This window comes from Acidovorax sp. 107, from assembly GCF_003058055.1.
Classification (GTDB): domain Bacteria; phylum Pseudomonadota; class Gammaproteobacteria; order Burkholderiales; family Burkholderiaceae_C; genus Acidovorax.
The window spans coordinates 23,921-49,852 of record NZ_QBTZ01000002.1 but is presented as its reverse complement, the minus strand read 5'-3'; the positions used below and the strand labels follow the sequence as shown (position 1 = coordinate 49,852).

23 protein-coding genes and 3 pseudogenes are annotated in these 25,932 nt (G+C 62.4%); 14 read left to right on the top strand and 12 right to left on the bottom strand.

Going from position 1 to position 25,932, the window contains the following annotated elements; all coding sequences use genetic code 11:
• Positions 1 to 5 precede the first annotated feature (5 nt).
• The 5 genes from C8C99_RS23120 to C8C99_RS23100 form a co-directional block, all read right to left on the bottom strand.
• Positions 6 to 1,187, bottom strand: a complete 1,182-nt coding sequence (locus tag C8C99_RS23120; protein WP_108627317.1) for an acyl-CoA dehydrogenase family protein — start codon at positions 1,185 to 1,187, stop codon at positions 6 to 8.
• Between the two features lie 28 nt (positions 1,188 to 1,215).
• Complete coding sequence (locus tag C8C99_RS23115; protein WP_108627316.1) at positions 1,216 to 2,043, bottom strand: SDR family NAD(P)-dependent oxidoreductase; 828 nt, start codon at positions 2,041 to 2,043, stop codon at positions 1,216 to 1,218.
• A gap of 64 nt (positions 2,044 to 2,107) precedes the next feature.
• Positions 2,108 to 2,524 carry a MaoC family dehydratase gene (locus C8C99_RS23110; protein WP_108627315.1) on the bottom strand — a complete coding sequence of 139 codons (417 nt, stop codon included), beginning with the start codon at positions 2,522 to 2,524 and terminating at the stop codon, positions 2,108 to 2,110.
• A 10-nt stretch (positions 2,525 to 2,534) separates the two neighbouring features.
• The gene (locus C8C99_RS23105; protein WP_108627314.1) at positions 2,535 to 2,978 is read right to left on the bottom strand and encodes a MaoC family dehydratase N-terminal domain-containing protein; all 444 of its coding nucleotides are present in this window, start codon (positions 2,976 to 2,978) and stop codon (positions 2,535 to 2,537) included.
• Positions 2,979 to 3,011: 33 nt separating this feature from the next.
• Entirely contained in the window at positions 3,012 to 4,196 is a 1,185-nt protein-coding gene (locus C8C99_RS23100; RefSeq protein ID WP_108627313.1) for a lipid-transfer protein, read from the bottom strand.
• A gap of 227 nt (positions 4,197 to 4,423) precedes the next feature.
• Between C8C99_RS23100 and C8C99_RS23095 the strand changes: the two genes are divergently transcribed.
• The 12 genes from C8C99_RS23095 (at position 4,424) to C8C99_RS23040 (ending at position 17,707) form a co-directional block, all read left to right on the top strand.
• Positions 4,424 to 5,602 carry an acyl-CoA dehydrogenase family protein gene (locus C8C99_RS23095; protein ID WP_108627312.1) on the top strand — a complete coding sequence of 393 codons (1,179 nt, stop codon included), beginning with the start codon at positions 4,424 to 4,426 and terminating at the stop codon, positions 5,600 to 5,602.
• Positions 5,603 to 5,646: 44 nt separating this feature from the next.
• Positions 5,647 to 6,447 (top strand): enoyl-CoA hydratase/isomerase family protein, encoded by an 801-nt coding sequence (locus tag C8C99_RS23090; protein WP_108627311.1) that lies wholly within the window; start codon positions 5,647 to 5,649, stop codon positions 6,445 to 6,447.
• A 31-nt stretch (positions 6,448 to 6,478) separates the two neighbouring features.
• The gene (locus C8C99_RS23085; RefSeq protein WP_108627310.1) at positions 6,479 to 7,726 is read left to right on the top strand and encodes a thiolase family protein; all 1,248 of its coding nucleotides are present in this window, start codon (positions 6,479 to 6,481) and stop codon (positions 7,724 to 7,726) included.
• A gap of 11 nt (positions 7,727 to 7,737) precedes the next feature.
• A complete protein-coding gene (locus C8C99_RS23080) occupies positions 7,738 to 8,505 on the top strand; it encodes an SDR family NAD(P)-dependent oxidoreductase (protein ID WP_108627309.1) in 768 nt (255 codons plus the stop codon).
• A 31-nt stretch (positions 8,506 to 8,536) separates the two neighbouring features.
• Positions 8,537 to 9,697, top strand: coding sequence for an acyl-CoA dehydrogenase family protein (locus C8C99_RS23075; protein ID WP_108627308.1), 1,161 nt, complete (start codon positions 8,537 to 8,539; stop codon positions 9,695 to 9,697).
• A 3-nt stretch (positions 9,698 to 9,700) separates the two neighbouring features.
• Positions 9,701 to 10,501, top strand: a complete 801-nt coding sequence (locus tag C8C99_RS23070; RefSeq protein ID WP_233247462.1) for an ABC transporter ATP-binding protein — start codon at positions 9,701 to 9,703, stop codon at positions 10,499 to 10,501.
• On the top strand, positions 10,498 to 12,441 hold the full coding sequence (locus tag C8C99_RS23065) for a long-chain fatty acid--CoA ligase (protein WP_108627306.1): 1,944 nt from the start codon (positions 10,498 to 10,500) through the stop codon (positions 12,439 to 12,441). The genes C8C99_RS23070 and C8C99_RS23065 overlap by 4 nt, the downstream gene beginning before the upstream one ends.
• 5 nt (positions 12,442 to 12,446) lie before the next feature.
• Positions 12,447 to 13,334 (top strand): branched-chain amino acid ABC transporter permease, encoded by an 888-nt coding sequence (locus tag C8C99_RS23060; RefSeq protein ID WP_199226547.1) that lies wholly within the window; start codon positions 12,447 to 12,449, stop codon positions 13,332 to 13,334.
• Positions 13,335 to 13,337: 3 nt separating this feature from the next.
• On the top strand, positions 13,338 to 14,390 hold the full coding sequence (locus C8C99_RS23055) for a branched-chain amino acid ABC transporter permease (RefSeq protein WP_108627305.1): 1,053 nt from the start codon (positions 13,338 to 13,340) through the stop codon (positions 14,388 to 14,390).
• 70 nt (positions 14,391 to 14,460) lie between these two features.
• The gene (locus tag C8C99_RS23050) at positions 14,461 to 15,690 is read left to right on the top strand and encodes an ABC transporter substrate-binding protein (protein ID WP_108627304.1); all 1,230 of its coding nucleotides are present in this window, start codon (positions 14,461 to 14,463) and stop codon (positions 15,688 to 15,690) included.
• Complete coding sequence (locus tag C8C99_RS23045; RefSeq protein ID WP_108627303.1) at positions 15,684 to 16,544, top strand: ABC transporter ATP-binding protein; 861 nt, start codon at positions 15,684 to 15,686, stop codon at positions 16,542 to 16,544. Before C8C99_RS23050 ends, C8C99_RS23045 begins: the two co-directional genes overlap by 7 nt.
• A gap of 50 nt (positions 16,545 to 16,594) precedes the next feature.
• Positions 16,595 to 17,707: a CaiB/BaiF CoA-transferase family protein gene (locus tag C8C99_RS23040; RefSeq protein ID WP_108627302.1), complete on the top strand. Its 1,113-nt coding sequence runs from the start codon at positions 16,595 to 16,597 to the stop codon at positions 17,705 to 17,707.
• Between the two features lie 153 nt (positions 17,708 to 17,860).
• Here the strand turns inward: C8C99_RS23040 and C8C99_RS23035 are convergent.
• Positions 17,861 to 18,040 (bottom strand): annotated as a pseudogene (locus C8C99_RS23035) (transposase); the annotation flags it as partial.
• Between C8C99_RS23035 and C8C99_RS24090 the strand changes: the two are divergent.
• Positions 17,984 to 18,196, top strand: a complete 213-nt coding sequence (locus tag C8C99_RS24090; protein WP_199226558.1) for a hypothetical protein — start codon at positions 17,984 to 17,986, stop codon at positions 18,194 to 18,196. The pseudogene C8C99_RS23035 and the gene C8C99_RS24090 sit on opposite strands and share 57 nt — an antisense overlap.
• Before the next feature lie 28 nt (positions 18,197 to 18,224).
• On the opposite strand, the pseudogene C8C99_RS23030 reads toward C8C99_RS24090, so the two are convergent.
• From C8C99_RS23030 to C8C99_RS23995, 3 genes and pseudogenes are all read right to left on the bottom strand, one after another.
• Positions 18,225 to 18,896 (bottom strand): annotated as a pseudogene (locus C8C99_RS23030) (IS66 family transposase); the annotation flags it as partial.
• Between the two features lie 12 nt (positions 18,897 to 18,908).
• Positions 18,909 to 19,629 (bottom strand): annotated as a pseudogene (gene istB, locus C8C99_RS23025) (IS21-like element helper ATPase IstB); the annotation flags it as partial.
• Complete coding sequence (locus tag C8C99_RS23995) at positions 19,619 to 19,777, bottom strand: hypothetical protein (protein ID WP_158274192.1); 159 nt, start codon at positions 19,775 to 19,777, stop codon at positions 19,619 to 19,621. The pseudogene istB and the gene C8C99_RS23995, both read right to left, overlap by 11 nt.
• A gap of 108 nt (positions 19,778 to 19,885) precedes the next feature.
• On the opposite strand from C8C99_RS23995, the gene C8C99_RS23020 reads away from it, so the two are divergent.
• Complete coding sequence (locus C8C99_RS23020) at positions 19,886 to 22,297, top strand: site-specific integrase (protein ID WP_108627301.1); 2,412 nt, start codon at positions 19,886 to 19,888, stop codon at positions 22,295 to 22,297.
• 4 nt (positions 22,298 to 22,301) lie between these two features.
• Here the strand turns inward: C8C99_RS23020 and C8C99_RS23015 are convergent, their stop codons facing one another.
• From C8C99_RS23015 to C8C99_RS23005, 3 genes are all read right to left on the bottom strand, one after another.
• The gene (locus C8C99_RS23015; protein ID WP_108627300.1) at positions 22,302 to 23,807 is read right to left on the bottom strand and encodes a hypothetical protein; all 1,506 of its coding nucleotides are present in this window, start codon (positions 23,805 to 23,807) and stop codon (positions 22,302 to 22,304) included.
• A gap of 208 nt (positions 23,808 to 24,015) precedes the next feature.
• Positions 24,016 to 25,050 (bottom strand): hypothetical protein, encoded by a 1,035-nt coding sequence (locus C8C99_RS23010; RefSeq protein ID WP_146186046.1) that lies wholly within the window; start codon positions 25,048 to 25,050, stop codon positions 24,016 to 24,018.
• A 581-nt stretch (positions 25,051 to 25,631) separates the two neighbouring features.
• Positions 25,632 to 25,823 carry a hypothetical protein gene (locus C8C99_RS23005; protein WP_108627298.1) on the bottom strand — a complete coding sequence of 64 codons (192 nt, stop codon included), beginning with the start codon at positions 25,821 to 25,823 and terminating at the stop codon, positions 25,632 to 25,634.
• Positions 25,824 to 25,932 lie beyond the last annotated feature (109 nt).

The window sequence follows — 25,932 nt, the reverse complement described above, 5'->3', positions numbered from 1 at the left end:
ATTGCCTAGCGCGCGCCGCCGGCCAGCAGCATCTTGGCCAGTACGTTCTTTTGCACCTCGTCGCTGCCGCCGTAAATCGTGGCGGCGCGCGAGAACCCATAGCGGGACATCGCGTGGGCATAGCGCCCCTGGCCAAACTCGCCCTGCTCGTGCCAGGGCCAAGCCTGTTCGGCGGCGATTTCGACGTCGAGTTCCGCCAGGGTCTGTTGCACCGCCGTGCCCATGGTCTTGAGCAGCGAGGATTCCGGCCCCGGGGCCTTGCCCGAGGCGGTGGCGGCCAGCACGCGGAAGTTGGTGTATTCGAGCGCCATCAGTTCGATCTCGGCGCGCGCCAGCTTGAGTCGCATCGCCGCGTCCTCGATCAGCGTTCGGCCACCCGAGCGGCGCTCAGCTGCTGCAGCATGCAGGTTGGCCAAATGCGCCTTGCAATCGGCCACGCCAGCGATGCTGGTGCGCTCGTGCGTGAGCAGGTACTTGGCAATGTCCCAGCCCTGACCTTCGCGACCGACCAGGTTCTTCTTGGGCACCCGAACATCGGTGAGGAACACCTGGTTCAGATGGTGCTCGCCGTCGATCGAGACGATGGGCTTGACATCGATGCCGGGGCGGTCCATCTCGATCAGCAGGAAGGAGATGCCCTCCTGCTTCTTGCCGGTGCTGGCTGTGCGCACCAGGCAGAACATGTGCGTCGCCCAATGCGCATAGGTGGTCCAGATCTTGGAACCATTGATGACGTAGTCATCGCCATCGGCCACGGCCGTGGTCTTCAAACTGGCCAGATCGGAGCCCGCGCCCGGCTCGGAATAGCCCTGGCACCACCAGTCCTCGCAACGGCGGATGCGTGGCAGGTACTGCGCCTTTTGCTCAGGCGTGCCAAAGGCGATCAGCACCGGCCCGAGCATGATCACGCCCATCGACAGCCCCACCGGCGCGCTGGCCGCCGCGCGCTCCAGGTCGAAGATGTAGCGCTGCGTCGGCGTCCAGCCCGGCCCACCATGCTCCTTGGGCCAGCCGGTGACCAGCCAGCCCTGGCCATCGAGTCGGCGCTGCCATTGAACGATGTCGTCCTTTTGCAGCATCTCCCCAGTGACGGTCTTGCGCTTGAGCTCGGGCGGCGTGTGGGCCTTGAACCAGGCGCGAACCTCTTGCTGGAACGCCAGGTCTTCTGGGCTGAAATCGATGTCCATCGTGGGCCTTTATGGATACGCTTGCGGGTTAGATCGAGATGCCGCCGCCGCAGATCAGCGTCTGGCCGCTGACGTAGTTCGATTCGGGAATGCACAGCAGGTAGACCGACCCGGCCGCCTCCTCGGGCGTGCCGCTGCGACCCAGCGGAATGGTGCGCTCCATCATTTCCAGCAAATCAGGGTTGACACCCACCTTGATCTTTTGGCCTTCGATGTCGATCGATGCGTTGCCGCCGGCCGACGCCTCGGTCAACCGCGTCTTGATCATGCCAAAAGCGACGGCGTTGACGTTGACCTTGTAGCGTCCCCACTCCTTGGACAGCGCCTTGGTCAGGCCGATGATGCCGGCCTTGCCCGCCGAGTAGTTGGCCTGGCCCGCGTTGCCGCCGGTGCCGGCGATGGACGAAATGTTGACCACCTTGCGGAACACCTCCTGCCCGGCCTCGGCTTCCTTGCGCGAGGCGACGCGGATGAACTCCGCCGCGGCGCGCAAAATCTTGAACGGCGCGGTCAGGTGCACGTCGATGATCGCGTTCCACTGCTCATCGGTCATCTTCTGAACCACGTTGTCCCAGGTGTAGCCGGCGTTGTTGACGATGATGTCCAGGCCGCCGAAGCCGTCGATGGCGGTCTTGACGAATTGCTCGGCGAAACCATCAGCGGTAACGCTGCCAGCACAGACCAGTGCCTGGCCGCCAGCGGCCTTGATGTCGGCCGCGGTCTGCTCGGCCGGGGCGGCGTCGAGGTCATTGACGACCACTTTAGCGCCTTCGCTGGCGAGTTTCATGGCGATGGCGCGGCCAATGCCGCGACCGGAACCGGAGACGATGGCAACTTTGCCTTCGAGTTTTTTCATGAGATGAGTCCTTGCTTGTGGTTCAACGGTAAGAAATAAAAAGCCGGGCCGCCAAACGGCGGCCTCAGTTCAAGGCAACCAACGCCTCGCCGGCCAGCGTGATTTCGCCTGTCGCCTTCGTCGCGCTGATCTGAACACGCACGCAGGGCCGGCCTGCATGCTCGAGCTTTTCGACCACCTTGCCGCTGCAGCGCACGCGGTCGCCGAGGTGGGTCAGGGCCGCGAAGCGCACGCCATAGCTGAGGAGCTGGCGCTGCGGCACCCATTCGGTGAGCGCGCGCCCGAGGTAGGCCATCGACAACATGCCGTGCGCGAACACATCCTTCATCCCCGCGCCATGGGCGAAGTCGATGTCAATGTGGATCGGGTTGTGGTCGCCCGACGCGCCGGCGAACAGGGCCAGGGTGGTGCGGTTGATCGGCGGCAGTTCCAGCACGGGCATGTCGTCGCCGACCTCGATCGCTTTTACTTGAATGTTCATGAATACTCCTTCAGGCGTGGCGCACGACGATCACCGAATGCAGGTCGGCGACATGCTCGCCGACCTGATTGGTGACCTTCGTGTCGTTGACGACAAACTCGAGCGCGCCGCCCTTCTTGTCGAAAATGTCGGTGACCCGGGTCTGGAAGCGCAGCGTGTCGCCAGCGCACACCGGAGCGTGGTAGTCGAAGCGCTGCTCGCCATGCAAGACCTTGCGCAGGTCGATCTTGAGGGTGTCGAGCAGCTTCATCAGCACCCCCGAATCGCTCTCGGCGCCAAAGATGAATGTCGGCGGCGCCACGACGTTGCGGTAGCCAGCAGCCTTGGCGGCCGCGGCATCGAGGTGGATCGGATCAGTGACGCCGATCACCTCGGCGAAAAAACGGATGCGCCCCTTCTCCACATCCCACAGCGTGGGCGGCACCTCGTAACCGATGAATTTCTTGTCGATCATGGGACTCCAGCTCCTGGTTTTCCGCGCCGGTGCTCACGCGGCCTGGTAAAGCGTGACGATGCAAGCACCGCCCAGCCCGAGGTTGTGTTGCAAGGCTACACGGGCGCCCTTGACCTGTCGTTTGTCCGCCGTGCCGCGCAGTTGATGGGTCAGCTCGTAACATTGCGCCAGACCGGTGGCACCCAGAGGATGCCCTTTCGACAACAGGCCGCCCGACGGGTTGGTCACGACCTTGCCGCCATAGGTGTTGTCGCCGTCCAGCACGAATTTCTCGGCGCCGCCCTCCGGACACAGGCCCAGCGCCTCGTAAGTAATCAGCTCGTTCTGCGCGAAGCAATCGTGCAACTCGACCACATTCACGTCCTGCGGACCGATGCCAGCTTGCTGATAGACTTTTTGCGCCGCATCGCGCGCCATGTCGAAACCGACCACGCGCATCATGTCGTGCGACTCGAAAGTGCTGTGGAAATCGGTCGTCATCGCCTGGGCCACCATCGAAACACGCGTGTCGAGCCCGTGCTTCCTGGCGAAGGCTTCGGAGCAGATCACCGCCGCGGCGGCGCCGCAGGTCGGCGGGCAAGCCATCAGGCGGGTCATCACGCCCTCCCACAGCACTGGTGCGTTCATCACATCATCGACCGAGACCTCCTTGCGGAACAGCGCCAGCGGGTTGTTGGCGGCATGGCGGCTGGCTTTGGCGCGGATGTGGGCAAAAGTCGACAGCTGGGTGCCGTACTTGTCCATGTGCGCCTTGCCGGCACCGCCGAAGTATCGAATGGCCAAGGGGATTTCCGGGTGCCCGACGAGCTCGGCGGTGGCGTGGTCGAATGCCTCGAACGGCGTCGGCCGGTCCTCGAACTGGGCCTTGATGGCGCCGGCCGCCATCTGCTCGAATCCCAGGGCCAGCACGCACTCGGCGGCGCCGCTTTCGACCGCCTGGCGCGCCAGGAACAGCGCCGTCGATCCGGTGGAGCAGTTGTTGTTGACATTGACGATAGGGATGCCGCTCATGCCCACCAGGTAGAGCGCCCGCTGGCCGCAGGTCGAGTCGCCATACACATAGCCGACATAGGCCTGCTCGATCGTGGGGTACGCGATGCGCGCGTCGGCCAGGGCCTGGCGAACGGCCTTCTCGCCCATCACGTGATAGGGCTCACTGGCGCCCGGCTTGGTGAACGGGATCATACCGACGCCGGCAACGATGACTTTATGACTCATGGCTCTAACTCCTCGGGGTGAAGCGTCGGCTGACGCTGATGAACGACCGTTCCGCGAACGGCATGGTCTTATAAGACGTCCAGCCACGAATCCTACCTAACGCTTGACAGTTTTACAATACCCCATTAAGTTCGCGCCATCCTAAGAAGGATCTCGCCAACGTAAATTTGCGTTAGCGCGCTTCGGGCCCATTGAGCCCCAACCCCATCACGGATTGGTAACCCAGCATGGTCGCCCCTCGTAATTTCTCTCTCTCCGCTGACGATCGCGCCGTGCTCGAAGCCGCCGACAGGTTCGCGCGCAAGGAATTCGCGCCACTCTCGCGCCGCATGGACGACGAGGAATGGTGGCCGCCGGATATTTTTCGAAAAATCGGCGCGGCTGGCTTCATGGGGGCCACCGTTTCTGCCGAGCAAGGTGGCGCGGGCATGGACCTGTTCAGCTCGGGTCTGATCTGCCAGGCCTTCGCGCGCTGGAACCCCGCGATCGCCTTGTCGTGGGCGGCGCACGACAACCTGTGCGTCAACAACATCTTCCGTAACGCCAACGAGGCGCAACGCCGCCAATACCTGCCCGGCCTGTGCAACGGCACGAGAATCGGCGCGCTCGGCCTTACCGAACCCGGCGCCGGCTCCGACGCCCTGGGCGCCATGCGCACCAGCGCGCGCCGCGAGGGCGAGCACTACATCCTCAACGGCACCAAGATCTACATCACCAACGGCCCGGTGGCCGACGTGCTGCTGGTTTACGCCAAGACCGCGCCGGAGTTGGGTGCCAAGGGCATCTCGGCCTTCATCGTCGAGAAGGATTTCCCCGGCTTCAAAGTGGCGCAAAAGCTCATCAAGATGGGCTTTCGCGGCAGCCAGACCGGCGAGCTGGTGTTCGACGACTGCCGTGTACCGGCCGCCAACCTGGTGGGCAAGGAAAACGAAGGCGTCAAGATCGTCATGAGCGGGCTCGATCTGGAGCGCGCGCTGGTGGCCGGCTTGTGCGTGGGCATCTCTGAGCGGGCACTCGAATTGAGCGTCGAGTACGCCAGGACGCGCGTGCAGTTCGGCAAGACCATCGGCAGTTTCCAGATGGTCCAGGCCATGCTGGCCGAGATGTACACCGAAATCGAGGCCATGAAAACCCTGGTCTGGCGCACCCTGGCAGAGGTCAATGATCTGGAAGTCGGCGGCGGTGGCCGCGGCGATGCCCACAAGCTGACCGCCGCCTCCATCCTGTATGCGGGCGAGGCCTGCAACCGCGTGCTTAACAAGGCAGTGCAAGTGCACGGTGGCAGCGGCTACATCTGGGAGTCGGAGATCAACCGCCTGTTCCGCTGCATCAAGATCCTGGAGATCGGCGCGGGCACGTCGGAAGTGCGCAAGATGATTATTGCCGAAGAGCTGCTGCGCGGCTGACCCCCATGACGACCTCAAACCCGCCCAAGAACGAGGAACCCGCGATGCCAGACTTTTCAACGATCAACTTCGGTCAGCACGGCTCCGTGGCGTGGATCACGCTGAACCGGCCCGACGCGATGAATGCCCTGTCGGAGACGATGTGCGCCGAATTGCGCGAGGCGACCCAGCGTTGCGAGCGTGACCCGGCCATCCGCGTCATCGTGCTGACCGGCGCCGGTCGCGCCTTCTGCGCTGGCGCCGACCTCAAAGGCGTATTCGAGAGCAGCGGTGGCAACCCCGGCCCGAGCGATCCGATGGGTGAGTTTCTCGATCTCGTCGGCGGCATGATGAATCGTCTGCGCGCGTGCCCCAAGCCCACCATCGCCGCCTTGAACGGCCTGACGATGGCCGGGGGGCTGGAGCTGGCCTTGGCCTGCGACCTGATCATCGCCGCCGACAGCACCCGCATCGGCGACGCGCATGCCAATTTCGGCGTGTTTCCGGGCGCGGGCGGTGCGGCGATCCTGCCAAGGCGCATCGGTGCCACCGCCGCCAAATACCTGCTGTTCACCGGCGACACCCTGCCCGCGTGTGAACTGATTCCGCTGGGCCTGGTGAACCGCGTGGTGCCGGACGCCGAGCTGGTGTCCGAGGTCGAAAAACTCGCCTTGCGCATCGCCAGCAAGAGCCCGCTGGTGCTGCGCCGCATGAAACAGGCCGTCGCGGACGGTCTTGAGCAACCACAGGCCTCGGCACTGCGGCTGGAGCGGCTTGTGCTCGACGCGCACCGCCATTCGCACGACATCCAAGAGGGCCTCGCGGCTTTCGTCGGCAAGCGTACGCCCGATTTCAAGGGCTACTGATTTCACCCACGCCTTAAACGGATACATCACCATGACCAACCCGCAAACCACCGTTTACATTGCCGGCGTCGGCATGACGCCGACCGGCAAGTTTCTTGACCGCGACATCAAGCAACTGACCGCCGCTGCCGTGAACGCCGCCCTGGCCGATGCCGGGCTGTCCGTCAGCGACATCCAGTCGGCGTATTTCTCCAACGCCACCCAGGGCGCGCTCGAAGGCCAGACCATGATCCGCGGCCAGATTGCATTGCGCACGATGGGCTTCGAATCCATTCCGATCTTCAACATCGAGAACGCCTGCGCCAGTGCCAGCTCGGCCTTCAACTTGGCGGTGCAGCATGTGCGCTCGGGTGCAGGCGAGATTGCGCTTGCCATTGGTGCCGAGAAAATGTTTTGCGCCGACAAGGCCAAAATGTTCAGCGTCTTCGACGGCGCCTGGGACGTGGCCACGGTTGATGAGAACAAGCGCGCACTGCTGCAAATGGGACACGGCATCGAGCCGCCCGATGGCTCCACGTCGAAAGCGCCCTACAGCCTGTTCATGGACATCTACGCCGCCTTTGGCCGCTTTCACATGCGCGAGTTTGGCACCACACAGCGACAAATTGCAGCCGTTTCGGCCAAGAACCACGGCCATTCGGTGCACAACCCGCTGGCGCAATACCGCAACGCCTACACCATCGAAGAGGTACTGGCCGCGCCACCGATCACCTATCCTCTGACGCTACCCATGTGCGCGCCCATCAGCGATGGGGCTGCCGCAGCCATTGTCTGTTCGGAGGCGGCGCTGGCCCGTCTGACCGACCGTCGGCGCGCCATCAAAGTGCTCGCCTCGGTGGTGGCCACCGGCGCCATCCACCAACCGGAAGACGTGGCCCAGCACATCACCGTCAAGGCGTCCAGACGCGCCTACGAGCTCGCCGGCATCGGCCCGCAGGACATCTCTCTGGCCGAGGTGCACGATGCCACCGCCATCGGCGAAATCGTGCAGAGCGAGAACCTTGGCTTCTGCAATTTCGGCGACGGTGGTCGGCTCGCCGAGCGCGGCGACACCACTATCGGCGGGCGCATCCCCATCAACACATCCGGAGGGTTGGAGTCCAAAGGGCATCCGATCGGTGCCACCGGGCTGGGTCAGTTGCACGAACTGGTCGTGCAGTTGCGCGGCGAAGCGGGGACTCGCCAGGTGCAAGGAGCCCGCCTTGCCATCGCAGAAAACGGTGGGGGCCTTTTCGGAATTGAAGAGGCCGTGGCTGCCGTCACAATCCTCGGGCGCTGAGGGAGCGAAGGATGAACTTACAAGACAAGGTCGCCGTCGTCACAGGTGGTGCATCCGGTTTGGGGCGTGCTGTAGTGGAAGCCTTCGTCACTGGCGGTGCGCGCGTGGCACTGTTTGACTGCGACAGCGAACGAGGCACGCAGGTCGCCACCGAACTGGGCAGTTCTGCAATGTTCGCGCAGGTCGATGTCACCAGCGAAATACAGGTACAAGCGGGTATCGACGCAACATTAGCCAGTTTTGGCGCTATCCACATCTGTATCAACTGCGCCGGCGTGCCAGACGCAGCCAAGACCGTGGCAGATGGAAAACCCTTCCCCCTGGCACTGTGGAACAAGGTGATTGCGGTCAACCTCACCGGCACGTTCAACGTGCTCCGCCTGGCCGCCGTAGCGATGGCGCACAACGAACATGAGGACGATGAACGGGGCGTCATCGTGAACCTGTCATCTGGTGCCGCACAAGATGGCCAGATGGGGCAGGCGGCCTACGCCGCCAGCAAGGCAGGTGTGATCGGCCTCACGCTTCCGGTGGCACGGGACCTCGCCGATCTGGGTATCCGCTGCGTAGCGGTCGCGCCTGGCTTGTTCGAAACGCCAATGGTCGCGGGCCTGCCGAAGAAAGTTGCGCAGGCCATCGTTGACCGCATGATTCTTTTCCCGCGGCGCATGGGTCAAGCCAACGAGCTGGCCCACTTGATTCGCTCTATCGTCGAAAACCCTTACATCAACGCCACCTGTCTGCACATTGATGCCGGCGCACGCATGAGCACACGCTAAACAAAATCGACACCCCACCGAGACCACGATCATGAATTTTCTCCCCACCGAAGAACAGCGCATGGCCGTCGAAGGCTTCACCCGCTTTCTCGAAAACGAATTGCGTCCGATTGTCGAGCGCCACCAGCCCGACAAGCTGATCGAAAAAGAGCTGATGCTCGAGATCTTCCAGAAGATGTTGCCCTATGGCATGGGCGGCAACGGCATCATCGCCGAGGAACATGGGGGCCTCGGCATGCCCTGGCTCACCTATGCGTTGATGTACGAGCAACTCGCGCGCATCTCCGGCGACGTGGCCATCTCGCTGCTGATCCAGCAGCTCGGCGCTTACTCGCTACAGGTGTGCACCAACACCGCCATGCGCGAAAAGTATCTGCCGCGCATGGTCCGCGCCGAGATCATCGCCTGCAGCGGCATCAGCGAACCCGGCGTCGGCTCCAACGTGGCCGAGGTGACCTGCCGTGCCCAGCGCGACGGCGACCACTACATCGTGACCGGTGAAAAAACCTGGATCTCCAACGGCCACTATTCCGACTTCTGCATGGTCATCGTGCGCACGTCAAGCAAAGGCACGGGAGACATCTCAATGATCTTGGTGGACCGCGCCGAACACGGCTACGAAAGCCGCAATATCGACAAGCTGGGTCTCAACAGCACGTCAACCGCACAACTGTTCTTCGACGGCGCGCGCGTACCGGCCGAGAACATGATGATTAAACCCGGCACTGGCCTGAAGAACACCATGGTGCTGTTCGAAAAGGCGCGCCCCATGGTGGGCATGACTTCGATCGGCATCGCCCAGGCCGCGCTCGACAAGGCAGTGGCCTACTCAAAGGAACGCCGCCAGCATGGCAAGCCGATCGGTGGTCATCAATTGATCCAGGGCATGCTGGCTGAGGCTGCCACCGAACTCGACGCCGCGCGCTTGCTGGTCTATCGCGCCTTCAACCTGATCGACCACGGTGTGCGAAGCGAGGTGCAAAGCGCCATGGCCAAATGGTACGCGACCGAGATGGCGGTCAACGTCGCGTCAAAGGCATTGCAGATTCACGGTGGCAACGGCATCACAAAAGACTATGGCGTTGAATTGCTATTCAGAAACGCCCGAATGATGCCGATCCCCGACGGCACCACCGAAATCCAGAAACTCATCATTGGCCGTGCCCTGACCGGCATCAATGCCTTCTCCTGACCCATGACCCCCACCCCCTCCATTAGTCCGTCCAGTGAAGCTTCGGTGCTTCAGGCCAGGGACATCACCTTGCGCTTTGGCGGTGTCACTGCCTTGGCCGATGTTGCCATAGACGTGCGTGACAATGAACTGCTGGCCATCATTGGCCCCAATGGCGCGGGCAAGAGCTCACTGATGAACGTGCTGAGCGGCTTTTACCACCCGCAACAAGGCAGCGTGCGCTATCGTGGTCAAGAAATCAAAGGCCGCGCGGTGCATGAGATTGCGCGCGACGGCGTGGTGCGCACTTTTCAGGGCACCCATTTGTTCTCCAACATGAGCGTGATCGACAACATCCTGGTCGGCCGCTACAGCCAGATGCGTTCAAGTCTGGCGCAGGCATTTCTCTACTTCCCCTGGACGCAGCGTGAAGAAACCCTGCACCGGGAAGCGGTCGAGGAGATCATCGACTTTCTCGAAATTGAAAACATCCGCCACCAGCCCGTAGGCGCGCTCGGTTATGGTCTTCGCAAGCGCGTTGACCTGGGCCGTGCGCTGGCGATGGAACCCAAGGTGCTACTGATGGATGAACCGATGGCCGGCATGAACACCGAAGAAAAAGAAGACCTGGCCCGTTTCATCATCGACGTGCGCGAGGCCAAGCGCATCCCGGTGGTGCTGGTGGAGCACGACATGGGGGTGGTAATGGATCTGGCCGACCGCGTGGCGGTGCTCGACTTCGGCCGCATGATCGCCAACGGCACGCCAGCACAGGTGCAGGCCGATCCGGCCGTGATCCAGGCTTACCTGGGAGCTGCGGCATGAACGCGGTCCACCCCAACCCGGCATCCGTACCGACCCTGCCACAGAAGTTGCTCGCCCACGCCCAGGAGCATCCCAAGCGGCTGGCGCAACGCGTCAAGCGCAAAGGCGTGTGGCGCTGCTATACGTGGGCCGATGTGTTTGACCGAACGCGCAGCATTGCGCTTGGCGCAGCGGCGCAGGGCCTGCAGCGCGGCGAAACCGCGATCGTGATCGGCGAGAACGAGCCCGAGCATTACTGGGCTCTGTTCGCGGCCCAGTCACTGGGCGCAAAAACCGTGTCGGTCTACCCCGACGCCACCGTCGACGAACTGCATTACCTGTGCGAGGATTCCCGGGCCCGCTTCATCTTCGCGCAGGACCAGGAGCAAATCGACAAGGCGCTCGCGCTGCTGGAGCGGTTGCCCGACATCCGGGGCATAGCCTACTGGGACAACTCCGGCATGTGGTCGTACCGGCATCCGCTGCTGCAATCCTTTGATGCCTTGACCTCTGAAGGACGGCGCCAGCACGAGCGGCACCCGCAGCGCTTCGAACGCGAAGTCAACGCCGGCCACTCGGACGATCTGGCGCTGCTGACCTATACCTCCGGCACCACTAGCAAGCCCAAAGGCGTGATGATTAGTCACCGCTGGTTGATGGACAACGCGCTGCGCATGAGGAGCGCGTTGCCGTTGCAAGCCGACATGGAATACATGTCCTACACTCCGCTGGCCTGGATCACCGAACAATTGCTGGGCGTGACGCTCGGACTGGCCTTGCCGCTGGTGGTCAACTTCCCGGAAGGTCCCGACCAGGTCTTGCCCAACCTGCGCGAACTCGCGCCACACATCGTGCTGTTCGGCCCGCGCCAGTGGGAAAACATTGCCGCCACCATCGAGGCGCGCATGCTTGCCGCGAGCTGGGCGGCGCGCGGCATCTACCGCTGGGGCATGCGCATCGGCCACGACGTGCATGTGGCGCGGCTCGAAGGGCGAACGGCGCCTTGGCTGTCGCGCCTGCTGCTGCCGCTGGCCGAAGCGCTGGCGCTGCACCCGGTGCGCGATCAGTTCGGCTTTATTCGCAGCAATGTCGCGGTTTCTGGCGGCACCGCCATGGCGCCCGACGTGTTTCGTTTATTCCACGCCATGGGCGTGCCACTGCGCAACATTTACGGTTGCTCCGAATTCGGCCTGATTGCCGGCCACCGCGGCGAGCGCTACGACCTCGAGACGGTGGGTCCGCTGCTGGATGTGGAGCCGGCCTTCGGCGCACCGCTGGAATCGCGTATCGAGGACAACGGCGAGCTGCTGCTGCGCGGCGGCACCGGCTTTCTGGGCTATTGGGGAAAGCCCGACAAGACCGCCGCCATCGAACGCGACGGCTGGTACGTCAGCGGCGACGCAGTGCGCAAGACCGAGCGCGGAGAACTCGTGTATCTCGACCGCGTGGAACACCTGGTCAAACTCGCCAGCGGTCACCTGTATCCGCCGCAGTTCATCGAGACGCGGCTGCGCTTTTCACCCTTCATCAAGGACGTGATGGTGCTGGGCGACGCCACCCGGCCCTGGGTTGGCGCGCTGATCAACATCGATATGGCGGTTACCAGCCGCTGGGCCGAGGAGCGGCGCATCGCGTTCTCCACCTTTACCGATCTGTCGCAGCGGCCCGAGGTGCGCCAACTGGTGCAGGGGGAAATCCGGCGTATCAACCAACTGCTGCCCGAAAGCTCGCGGGTGGCGCGCTTTGCCAATTTTCCGAAAGAGCTCGACCCCGACGAAGGCGAACTCACCCGCACTCGCAAGTTGCGCCGCGAGTTTCTCGAGGTGCGCTACCGGGCGCTCATTGACGGCCTGTATGCGGGCGCCACCGACATTGCCTGCGAAATCGCCGTGACCTACCAGGACGGCCGCCAGGGCGTGTTGCGAGCCACTGTCGTGGTCACCGACATCGAAGGAACCTAAACGCCATGATCATCGAATTCATCAACTACACCATCAACGGTGCGTTGCTCGGCCTGCTGTACGCGCTGGTCGCCATGGGCTTTGTCGTCATCTATCGCGCCAGCAAGGTCTTCAACATGGCGATCGGCGAGATGATCGTGCTGGGCGCCTTCCTGCTGTGGTGGGCGATCGAGTCGCGCGGCATGCATCCGGCGCTCGGCGTCCCCGCTGCGCTGGGTATTTCTGTGCTGATCGGTCTGGCGATTGAACGCCTGTTGTTCAGGCGCCTCATTGGCGAGTCGGTGTTCTCCATGATCATGGTGACCATCGGGCTGCTGATCTTGATGCGCGGGCTCGTTCTGGTGATCTGGGGCCCGCAGGAGCGCCAGTTCCCTGCCCTCTTTCCCCTCTCGCCCATCATCCTGGGCGAGATGATCATCCCGCGCCCGCTCGCCATCGGCGGCCTCATCGCGGTGGCGGCGGCCGTGGCGCTGCACTGGTTTTTCAACCGCAGCCGCACCGGACTGGCCATGTCGGCGGTGGCCGAGGACCACCAGATCGCGCTGGCCATGGGCATCAGCGTGCGCCGCTCCATCGCCTTCGCCTGGGCGCTGGGCGGGGTGCTGTCGGTGATCACCTCGACGGTTTACCTGAGCGGCAAGTCGCTGACATTCATGTCTTCCGAGATCGGCTTCGCCGCCCTGCCGGTGGCGCTGCTGGCCGGGCTCGAATCCATTGGCGGCCTGCTGCTGGCCGGCATCATCGTCGGGATCGTGCAGGGGCTGACGGCCGCCTACATCGACCCACTGATCGGCGGCAACGCCGCCGCCGTCGTCCCCTATATCTTCATGCTGGTGGTGCTGGTGGTTCGTCCGACCGGCATGTTCGGCTGGAAACGCATTGAAAGAGTCTGACCCATGGATCCCTCCGGCATTTTTTCCACCAGCTATGCGCGCGACCGCGCGCTGATCCGCACACGCGCCCAGTGGCTCAGCCTGGCCCTGTTCATCGGAATTCTGCTGATCTACCCCTGGTTCGCCTCGGCGCGTCTGGTCGCGGTGGCCAACCTGATGCTGGTCACGTCCATCGTGGTGATCGGGCTGCAGATCACCACCGGCTACGCCGGCCAGATCAACCTGGGCCAAGCCGCCTTCATGGGCGTCGGCGCCTACGCCGCCAGCGTGGTCGAGGTCAAGGCCGGGCTGCCGTTCTGGGTTGCGGTGCCGGTGGCGGGCCTGATGGCGGCGCTGGCCGGCTGGCTGTTCGGCCTGACGGCGGCGCGCATCAAGGGCTTTTACCTGGCGCTGACCACCATCGCGGCCCAGTTCATCTTTCACTTCATGGTGCTGAACCTGCCCTCTTCCTGGCTCGGCGGCGTCAATGGCTTCAGCCTCGAGCCGGCGCGGCTGGGCACATTTTTGTTCAACACCGATCGTTCGCTGTATTACCTGTTTCTTGTCGTCACCATGGTGATGGTATTCGGCGCTTTCGGCATCCTGCGCAGCCGTCACGGACGCGCCTTCGTCGCCGTGCGCGACGACGATGTGGCCGCCGGCATGATGGGCATCGACGTGGCCGGGGCCAAATCGCGCGCCTTCGTTCTTGGCGCTTTTTACGCCGGCATCGGCGGCGCCTTGTGGGCCTACCAGGTGCGCTATGTCTCGGTCGATCAGTTCACGCTGTTCAACTCGATCTGGTTCATCGCCATGATGATCGTCGGCGGGCTCGGCTCGATCGTGGGTGCGCTGATCGGCACCGTGCTCATCCGTGGCGTCCAAGAGCTCATCACCAGTCTCGGACCCGACCTGATCGAGCGCATTCCCAGCCTGAGTAGCGACCTGATCTTCGCCAGCATGAATGTGTTTCTCGGCCTGATCATCACACTGTTCCTGCTGCTTGAACCGAAAGGCCTGATGCACCGCTGGAACATCCTGAAAACCAACTACCGGCTCTGGCCGTTTCACCACTGAACACGCTCACCACAGCGAGTCGCAATCCCCCGGTCCCTTTTCCCTTCACCACCACTACCTGGAGACAAGCATGCAGCGCAATACCTTTTTCAAACTCACGGCCGCTCTCGCAGCAGGTCTGCTGCTAAACGCGACAGCCTCTGCGCAGACGACAACGATCAACGTTGCCGCCTTTGCGGACTTCGCCGGCCCCTACGCCAACGTCATGCCCGAGATGCAGGGCGGGCGACTCGCCGTGATCGAATGGTGGAACAAGGAAGTGGGCAGCAAGCTCAATGCGCAAATCGTCGTTAAAACCTATGACATGCGCTACGACGTGGCGCAAACCGCCAGCTTATGGCCCGGCATCAAGGCCGAAGTGAAACCCGCGCTTGTACTAGGCCTTGGCGGCCCGGATGCGGCCGCGCTGCAGCAGCGCCTGCCGGAAGACAAGGTAGTCATGCTGCTTGGCACCGCGGCCTACGGCTTCGGCTGGAAGCCCAACCAATGGGCCCTGAACCTGCGCCCCACCTACCCGCATGAGGCGGCCGCTTTCCTGGAGTGGTTCCGCGCCACCAAGCTCGAGGGCAAGCGCCCGGTCAAGGTGGCAATCATCACGTCCGAAGCCACGCCCGCCTACGCCGACATGGCCAAGGGCCTGCAAAGCTACACCAAGGCCAACCCCGACAAGGCCAGCTTCGTCGAAGCGATCTGGACCGAAGTGCAGCCAACTGACCTAACCCTGGCGGTGCGCCGCCTGGTCAACGCGGGCACCGATGTGATTGTGATCCAGACCAACACGGCGCAGGCCGTGGCGACCAAACGGGCCTTGCAGGCGCTGGGCAAGAACATCCCGATCATGCTATCGCTGCACAACGGCCTGGCTGGATCGTCCAAGGCCCTTGGTGATCCTAACGGCTTTGCCGGCGACTTCGAAGTGGGCGCAATTGCCGACGCCAGCGAAAGCGACACAACGGCACGCAAGTTCTATCAGCTGCTGCAGGAAAAGTACGGTCTGAAATCGACCTGGAATGCGATGACCGTCATGGGTCTGGGCCAAACCATCGTGGCCGTGCGCGCGATCGAGGCCACCATCAAGTCCAAAGGCGTCGGCAAAGTCACAGGCGAAGCCGTGCGGGAGACGCTGCTGGCAAGCCAGTTCACCGGCAACGACCTGATGGGCATACTGCCTGGCGTGGACTTCAACAGCGACACGCCCTTCCCCACCGGCACGGCCAAGGTCAACATCGCCACGATGAAGGATGGCAAGGTGTTCCGGTCGGCAGGCGACGTGACCGTGCCAACGGTGCCAAAATGGTAAGTCCAGCCCTTGCTGCGGCTCCGGACCAGCGTGCCGCGCCTCAAGCGGCCGCCACTCCGGCGGTGTTGACGCTGTCCAACGTCGAGGTACTGTACGTCGAGGTGATCTTGGCGCTCAAGGGCGTGTCCATGCAGATCCCCCACGGAGGCTGTGTGGCATTGTTGGGTGCCAACGGTGCCGGCAAGAGCACGACCCTCAAGGCCATCTCCGGCGTCATCGACTCGGAGGACGGCCGCGTTTCGGGCGGGGTCATCACCTTCGATGGGCGGCCGATTCAAGGGCACGACCCGGCGACTGTGGTGCGCGGAGGTCTGGTCCATGTGATGGAAGGCCGACGCGTGCTGCAGCACATGACGGTCGAGCAAAACCTCATCATCGGCGGCCACATGTTTTCATCAGCACAATCGATGCACCGGGCGATGGACAACGTGTACGATGCGATTCCGCGTCTGGCCGAGCTGCGAAAACGCACCGCCGGCTATCTGTCGGGCGGGGAGCAGCAGATGCTGGTGATCGGGCGCGCGATCATGGCCGAGCCGAAACTCATGCTGATCGACGAGCCCTCGCTCGGACTGGCGCCGCGCATGATCGAGGAAGTCTACGCCGTGCTGCATCACCTGCGCGCGCAGGGACTGTCGCTGCTCATCGTCGAGCAGAACACGCGCGTGGCCCTGGAGATCGCCGATTATGGCTATGTCATGGAGAGCGGCCGCATCGTGCTGGAGGGGCAGGCCCAGGAGCTGCGCGACAACGAGGACGTGCGTGAGTTTTATCTTGGCCTGGACCGCGAGGGGGAACGCAAGAGTTTTCGCGAGGTCAAGCATTACAAGCGGCGCAAGCGTTGGCTGGGGTAACAGGCGGCTGGCTGGTGGTTTTGTTAGTTCGATTGCAGGAGTAGCGACAAATGAGTGGTCCCTTGCAGGGGTTGAAAGTGATCGAGTTCGGCGGCATCGGCCCCGGGCCGTTCTGCGCCATGATGCTGGCCGACATGGGCGCCGACGTGATCCGCCTGGACCGCAAGGCCGACAAGGGCAAGGACCGCGGACAGGGTGGTTTCCTGGCCGGCGGCCGGCGCAGCGTGCTGCACCGTGGCCGGCGCTCGATCGCGGTTGACCTGAAGTCGCCCGAGGACGTGCAGCGGGTCCTGGAGCTGATTGACGGAGCCGACGCCATCATCGAAGGTTTCCGCCCGGGCGTGATGGAGCGGCTAGGTCTGGGGCCGGATGTGCTGCTGGCACGCAATCCGCGTCTGGTCTATGGCCGCATGACCGGCTGGGGCCAGGACGGCCCGCTCGCGCAGGCAGCCGGGCATGACATCAACTATATCGCGTTGTCGGGCGCACTCAGCCTGATCGGCCGCTCGCAAGGCGGCCCGGTGGCGCCGCCGGCGATGGTCGGCGACCTGGGCGGCGGCGGCATGATGCTCGCCTTCGGCATTGTTTGCGCTTTGCTAGAGGCGCGCACATCGCTGCGCGGCCAGGTGGTCGATGCCGCGATCACCGACGGGGCTGCCCTGCTGACCTCCATCGTCTGCGAACTCAAGGCGGCTAACATGTGGCAAAACGACCGACAGTCCAACATGCTCGACGGTGGCTCGCATTTCTACGACACCTACGAGTGCGCTGACGGGAAGTGGATCTCGATCGCATCCCTGGAGCCCCAGTTCTATATGCTGCTGCTGGAGAAGCTTGGTCTCCACGATCCCGCTTTCCAGCGCCAGCGCGATCCCGCCGCATGGCCTGAACTCAAGCGCAGGCTCACAGAGATCTTTTTGTCTAAACCGAGCGAGGACTGGTGCGCGCTGTTGGAGGGGACGGACGTGTGCTTTGCACCCGTCCTGACGCTCGAAGAGGCTGCGCGCCATCCGCACAACGCGGCGCGCGAAACGTTCTTTGAGCAAGACGGCGTGCTGCAGCCTTCACCGGCCCCACGATTTAGCCGAACGGCTCCAGTTCGTCCGGGATCTGCGCCGTATATTGGCGAACACGACGACACCATGACCACTGACGCGACCTGAGGCAATCGGTTATCTCGATTCAGGTCAACCGTGTCGCCTCCCCGACACTGTCGAGAACAACCGATAGTGCAGACCTCGGGAGGGGGGACGAAAACTTGGACTACTAAGGCGTGTCATCAATCAATCCTGAGGCTGGCGTGGGGTTGGTACGACTCACATCAGCCACACCACGGATGCGGCCAGGTGAATGATCCCCAGAAAGTTACGAGCCGTCTTGTCGTAGCGCGTAGCTATGCCACGGTACTGCTTCAAGCGCGCAAGGAAGTTCTCAATCAAATGACGCGCCTTGTACAAATCGCGCGACTGCTTGTTCGTTGCCCGCGAGGGAATCACCACGGCCTTGACCGGGTTCAGTTCACGGCCAGCGATGGCAGCGTCAAGAGCGGCATCGTGCTGCGCCTGAACATGAAGACCGCCAGCGTGCACAACGACGAAGGCCAGAACTGGAAGGTCTCCCCAGGGCTGCTGCTCAAGATAGCCACCCGATGAACAGAGCCGATGGCGTCGATGGCCGGGATCAGCCCGCCGGTTGCCAGCGGTGCGGCAACAGCTTGTCGATCCGGCTGGCCTTGTATGTGGGCAGCCGGGTCAGCAATTCCTTGAGGTACGCGTACGGGTCGCGCCCACTCATGCGTGCCGACTGGATCAGACTCATACCAGCGGTCGCCCGCTGGCCCGCGTGCAGGCTGCCGGCGAACAACCAGTTGATTTTTCCGATGGCAATGGGCCGGATCTGGTTCTCGATCCAGTTGTTGTCCGCTGGCAGCTACGGGTCATCGACAAAGCGCGTGAACGCCGCTCAGCTCTTGAGGATGTAGTCCAGCGCCTTGGCCGTGGCCGAGTTGCCGGCCACCTGCTGACGCTGCAACACCATCCACTGGTGTAAGGCGTCCAGTATCGGCCAGCTGTGCTGCAGGCGAGCCAGTAGCCGTTGAGGTGCTGGTGTGTCTTGGACGGCCCGCTCGATCTAGTAGACCCGCGCGAACTGCGCCAGTGCGAACTCGGCGATCGTGCTCTTGTTGGCCGCGTGCAGATCGAAGAACTTGCGCCGGGCGTGAGCCAAGCATCCCGCTTCTGTCACGCCCTAGCCGAAGCTGGCCTTGTAGTCGGCGTAGTCGTCACAAATCAGATTGCCGCGCCAGTCACCCAGGAAGGTTCTGGCATGTTGACCGGCACGCGCGGCTTCAAACGCACCAGGTGCGTAGCTGTCGTTGCCGGTTTCCAGAATATGGCAGTGATGCGTGAGTCGGTCCAACAGTGCCGTGGTCATCTTTGCATCCCCGAACACGCTTGCCCATTCTCTGAAGCTCAGGTTGGTGGTGAACAAAACGCTCGTGCGCTCGTAAAGCTTGGACAGTAGATGGAACAGCAAGGCACCTCCTGATGCAATGAACGGGAGGTAGCCCAGCTCGTCCAGAATCACCAGATCCACATGGGCCAGCCGGTGGGCCATCTGCCCTGACTTGCCTTGCGCCTTCTCCTCTTCCAGCGCATTGACTAACTCCACCGTGGAGAAGCACCGCACCCTACGGTGATGGTGCTCAATGGCTTGCACCCCGAGGGCTGTGGCAATGTGGGTCTTGCCCGTCCCCGGCCCACCCACCAGCACCACGTTGTTGGCGTTCTCCAAGAATTCACAGCGGTGCAACTGACGCACCAGAGCTTCGTTGATCTCACCGTGGCTCAAGTCAAACCCAGCCAGGCCCGGTACGCAGGGAACCTGGCCACCTTCAATTGGTAGACCACCGAGCGCACCTCCCGCTCGGCGGTTTCGGCCTTGAGCAGTTGGGACAGGATGGGCTGTGCTGCATCAAAGGCCGGTGCACCTTGCTCGGCCAGCGCAGCGACAGCCTGGGCCATGCCGTGCATTTTGAGCTCGCGAGCATGATCACGATAGAAGCGATGGCAGGGTCATGACGCATAGCGCACCTCCCTTAGCTGGTCATAGCGAAGTACATTGGCCAGGGGTTCCACCGCCAGCTTGAGGGCCTGCGGCGATGTGACCGGTGCCGGCGCAGGTTTGCCGTCCAGCAGCCGGTGCAGCACGTTAAGGTCTTTCAAATAAGGCATGAAAATAGAGGAGGGGGATTTTCCGGCTCCTCTTTCGCTTAGTTGTACCTTTTGGCCCGGTGCTGGACCCGCTGGCCAACGTTCAAGACAATCGGTTTTTTCATAGTCATGGCCCAATCTACGCCCGAAATTCCTGCGGGTCAATCGCCCGCCGACACCGGCCCCATCGACGGCCCCGGAAATCTCGCGGTCGCGGATTTTGACGGTGGCCAGCCGCTGGAGCCCGCGCAACCCGCCAAGACAGCGCGGCGGCGCGGTCGGCCACCAGGTTCGCGCACCAAGATCGCCCACGACAGCAGCGCCACGGCCGATGAGTTTGCCATGCTGCGGGCGGTTGCCCAAGGGGTGGATCTCACGGTCGCCGCCCGCCAGTACATGCTCTGGCCAGGCCGCGCGCCCGAGCTCCCAGCGCTGATCAAGAGATACCAGGAGCTTTTGGACCGGATCGAGGCTGCAGCCAACGGCATAGCGCAGTCGCACGAGGCCCGCGCTATGGTGAGGGTTCTCAGGGACCACCAGACCATTGTGCTGGAGGCACCGCGGATTCCGGCCAGTGAGCCCGGTGCCCAGCCATCGGCCCCTGCAGCGCAGTCCGTTGCCGAGCCGGTGGCAGTCCAGGCGCCCCAGCCGCCGACGCTGGAGGAGTTTGCGGCGCAGTTTGACGAAGGCATGTTTTCTGAAGCGGAGCTGATCGAGCGGCACCAGGAGGCGCTGCAGGAAGCAGAAGCTGCCGCCCAAGCCGCCCAAGCCCCACTTCCCGCCCTCACCCCTCCCGTGGCCACGGCTTCACCGGCACAGGCAGAGATCACCTTGGCCAACGTGCCGACAGTGATCCCGGTCGAGCCGGTGCAGGATCTGGAGCAGGCCCGCAGCGCGGCCGAGCGCATGAAGGACGTGCTGAACGCGATCAACTGGCTGGATGAACATCTGGGCACCAAGCCCGAGCGCGCCCATCGCGTGGAGCAGTGGGTGATCATGTCGGCCGCCCAGATGCAGGCGCTGCGCAAAGCCGGTGTGATCACGCTGGGGAACCTGGTGGACTGGATGTCGCTGCAAGGCGCCACCTGGTACGACGCCCTGCCTGGCTATGGGGTCAAGCGGGCGGACAACCTGTTGGCGTGGATTCTGCGCTGGAACCTGGCGCCCGCCGAAGGCCTGTCCCAGCTCCCCGCCCTGGTCGCCGCCAACGCCACCTCCACCGAAGTGCAGGTTTCGGATGAAAACGCCCTGCAGCCGCTGACCTCGATGAAGTGGCCTGCAGATCTGATGGGAACCAAGGGCACGTTTCGCAAGCACGGGGTCAACACGATGAGTGCCACCAACGACCTGGAGGCCGTGAGGGGGTGGTTTCTCAAGATCAAGGACCTGTCGCCATTCACCCAGGAGGCGTACCAGCGCTCCATCGAGCGCTTGATCCTCTGGTCCGTTCATGAGCGCAAGAAGGCGCTCTCTTCATTGGACGAGGCCGACTTCTTTGCCTTCAAGGATTTTTTGATCGCCCCGCCTCCTCACTGGGTTCAAGCAGACAAAGGCTCGCCCAAGAAAAAGACCACCGGCTGGAGGCCCCTGCGCGGGCCCCTGAACTCCGTGAGCCTGAACGTGACGTTCGCCGCAGTGCGCAAGATGTACACGCACTGGAAAGAATCGGGATACATCGACGGCAACGCTGCCCAGGCCGTCCACGGAAAAAAGCGCGAAGAAGAGACGTTGGACGTATTCCGCTCGTTCACCAAAGCCGACCTGGAGGTGGTGGGGAACACGTTCGCAGAACTGCCCGATGGTGCTCCCAAGCGGCGGCTGCGCGCCCTGTTCCGGCTCCTCGAAAACGCGGGTCTTCGCCGTGCGGAGGTGGCGCAGGCCCGGTGGTCCCACGTACAAACCGACCGAGCGCTGGAACCTGGTTCTGAAGCGCGTGTGCTGCAGGTGCTGGGCAAGGGCAAGCGCAAACGCCAAGTGCCCTTGAACGCCGAGACCATGGAGGCCTTGCGCGAGCACCGGAGGGATCGTGAGGAGCTGCTGAACCAGGGCAGGCTGAAATACTTCTCTCACGTCAAGCCCGAGGACCAGCCGTTGATTGGCGTGCTGGATGACCGGTGGATCTGGGCGAAAGACAAGAAGCTGAAGAAGGAACGCGACGAGAAAGCCCTGGCATCACAGGTCAAAGCGCTGCCGACGATTGAGATCGAGGGCATATCCGTGGCAGGCCAGCTCAAGTACACCGTCAACGAGAACGGCGCCTTGTCCGCTCACATGCTGTATCAGATCCTCAAAGGATTCTTTGCGATGTGCTCTGCCACCGCTGGTGAGAAACCGGGCGAGGGCAAGGGCCCTTTCATGCGGGCCTCCACCCACTGGCTTCGCCACACCTATGCGCACAAGGCGCTGAAGTCCTCCGAAGGAGATCTCAGCGTGGTGCAGGGGCTGCTGGGACACAAGAACATCAACACCACCGCCATCTATGTGAAAGCCGACATGTCCGAGCGCATCAGGGTGGCGGAAAAGCTCAAGTCGAGCGTCTGAGGCTTCAATCTGGGGTGGCCTGCGCAAAATGGCCAGGAGGCAGCACCATCCATTTCACGCCCAGCTTCGTGGCGAGTTCCTCCAGGTCAGCTGGGAGCTGCTTTTGCACCACCAGTACCGCCGTGACTTGGATCTCTGTGCCCGCAGGCTCGTGGATCAACGCCTGAGCGCGCATGACGGCCAGGTACTTCACGCACTGGTAGATGCCACGTTCCAGGTCATCGTCTGCCGACCGGATGGATTTGACCTCGACGCCGACCAAACGTGCCTCCGTTCGGAAAAATACGTCCAGGCGATCACCCGACAAGAGCGGGTACTCCGTCTCCGCGTGGCGCGTGTTCTGCAGGCCGAACAGCTCCGGCCTGGCCAAGACATCGAGGCGCAGCTGCTTGTGCTCCTCGGACTCGCCGCCACCCCAGCCGTAGCGTTTGTCTTTGCCGTTGCCTGAATCGGGGTCTGCCGGCGATGCTGCGGAGCCAAGGCCCACGCTTTCGAGGACCTGGAGCCATCGATCACCGTAGGCGAGGATGCGGTCGAATTCATCGCGCACTTTGGCCCGTTTTTCAGCCGGTGTCAGCGCCTCGAATCCGGGCCAGTAGCCGTTGACGCCATCGCTGGGGAGACCGGCAGTGGCCCCCGATTTGGCGACCACCATGGAGGTGATGTGAGGGGGGCGAAGTTCCTCAGGCCAATCGCGGGTACCCGCCTCAACCAGATTAGTCACTTCGCCGAGGACATTTCCGATGCCTTGAGCATAGGCATTGCCATCGGCCTTCACCCTGCCCAGTAACTTGGCCACATCGGAGTAGGTGAGAGGCACGATGATACCATCGGTCTGCCTGCGGACGTGCTCTACCAGGTAGGGCAGCACGATGCGCGCGGCAAGCGCATTGCCGCGAAGCCCTGCAGCGTCGTCGGTCCCCGTAGCAGGCGCAAGCAAAGGGTTCCAGTCGGCACCGGGCACATTGCCGGTGGCCTCCACCAGTTCGAAGAGAGTTGCCGTATTGAGGGCATCAACGTCCGGGCTCTTCCAAAGGTCCTGAAGCTTCTTTTCCAGGCCCAGGCGCTCTCGTGGGTTATCGACGGCGAGTCCAAAGTGAGGCTTGAGGATAGAGACATTATCGAGGTTGATGTGCTTCACATGGCGGGTCATGTGGGCGGGATCGTCCCCAGACGCCACCGCGCGGAAACCAAAGACTGGCACGCGCAAATTCAAGGCCTCGTCTATGGCAGTTTCCGCTTCGCGTCCCCGCTTGACCGCCCCGCCCTTCCACTTTGTCGATTTCCCGCCGAGCATCACGAAGCTGCGGGTTCGGTTGTCGATGGGATCAACGACTTTGGCGATCTGGTCTTCCCAGACCGTGCAAACCAGAGCTTTCCGATCCGCCGTGAAGGCGACCCACGGTGTGTCGTTGCGAGCATTCCCAGAGCCCCTGGCGTGGGTGTCGATGCCGCACGTCGCCTTCCAGAACTCGTGGGTGTTGCGCGTTACCCTCTCTCTTGCACTCACTCAAGCCTCCCGATCAATGCCATGTGCAGGCCTTGGCCCGCGACCCATGGTGGTGATCCTATGTCGAAATTGACTGGGCCCAGAGGACGAAGGGATAGTCCAGTGGGCGCCAGCGTTTCCAGGATGACTGAATGCCGAGATCGGGCGTGTTGCCCGTGCTCAGGGTGAAGACCCATGGTTGAGCCCCAGCGGATCACCCCGAGAGCAGCTACGCGTAGGCTGGGCGCAGCGGTTCGTCGTCCTTTCGGCTGGACGCGCGCGCGAGTTCCAGGCGCGGTCCATCCGGCAAATGCTGGCGCAAATGCAAGAGCCCCCGGACGTTCTTGAGACCGGCGCGAAGTGCCACTTCCGGCTGGGGCATGCCAGACAGCATCCATTGCACCAGCCTGGTGTTCCTGACGATCTGTGGCCCAGCGCGAACCGGATCACCCTGGCCAGCGGCCCGACTGGCGGCCAGCAGGTGCGCGCGAACCAGCACCAGCAGGTTTTCGTCGGTCATTGGTTTGCCAGTCTGCGAGCTGAAAAGAGCTGGCGTCATCGCGTGTTTGCCAGCCGTCGAACGCACCTGCAGCCACGATGCCACGGCCGAACGCACCTCATCCGACACGACCATCGTGCGCAGTTGGTTGACGCCACCCGAGGTGATGCGGATCGAGGCACCCTTCCCTCCCCTGCCGTTCACGAAGGATTCGTGCGAGAGCGCGCGGACTTCCGCCGAGGTCAACCCCAACTCAAAAAGGACCAGCAAGAGCGCGCGGTTGCGGATGTCGCTGGCCTTCAGATTCAAGGCTTCACCCGAGTCTTCCCGAAGCATCTTGATGGACTGCTCCCAGACCACAGGTGAAAGGATGGCCCCCTTCGGATCTTCGGAAGGAGGCTTTTCTTTTTCGGCAATGGCCGCTGCTGGATTTGCTGCAACCAGCCCGCGTTCCATGGCGTAGTCATACACCCGTTCCAGCAGGCGCCAGTACCGGCGTTCGGTGATCTCGCTGATCTTGACGCCACTCCCGCGCACCTTGATCCCACCATTCAGATAACGCTTGACCAGCACAGGGTCAGCATCAGTCCAGTGAACCCATCTCGGGTTATCAGGGTCCCCAACTTTTGCCAAAAATTTGGTCCAGGAGGTCCAAAAGTACCTGTAGAAATCAAAGTCGTTGATGGCCCGTTGGTCATCATTTGAGCAATGTACTAGCCATTGCTCAAAAAACTCATCAGCGCTCAATTCAACTTTGGAATTCATGATCAACTGCATTGTCGTGATTTTTTGCTTTACGAGTAATTGAGAGAACGGGACAGGACGGCAATCTCCAAGCGAAGTAGCATTCGGCCATGACGCTACTTCGATGTGTGAGATGTTGAAGAATTGCGACTGTCATGCAATCCCCTATTTCAGGCAAAGCTGTTGAAAGAGTTGTAGTTACTCATTTCTGAGTGACGGCCTTATCGCAGGAATGACTCAGTGCATGTAATCCAAATATTCTCATATATGAATCGCCCCGAGGCGACTCAAACCGTCGAGTGACGTAAGCCACGCGAACTCATTGGGCCAGTAGAGCAGACAAGCCGCCCCCCATAGCCTCTTTTGTGATCTACGCAACAGGGCAGTGCTGGTGCCTACGGTCCTCAGAATAGATCTTGCCGGTCTGGCCCATCTTTACTCCATCCGGCTTGTGCAGACAGGGTGGCAGGTTCCCCTCGCGAGTTGGCCATCTGTTCTTGCGGATCAACGGGTTGCATTGGGGGAACGTCTCGAGAGGATTCCCCAGTCGCCCACAATGCCCTACCAATCGACTTAGCGTCGGGCGTTCCGCGTGAAGATGTTCACGAAGACACCTGTGGCCGCGCAATTGGCGTCTTCAGGTGTTTTTGAGTAGTCAACTTGGGGGCTTGATGGGACTGATCAAACAGATCGCCGGGCATCAACTCATATTGAGCAATAGCCTTCTTTATCAGAGGAATGATCTCCTCCGCATCGTCGGCCTGGCTCATTGCCTCTTCCAGGCGTTTCTTCATTTGACTCAGCGTCTTTGGCACTGAACACCTCTCTTAGAGCAACTGGCCCGCATCATAGAAGCCTCCGAACTTACGAAGCACCCCCTATCACCGCTGTACATCGAAGAAA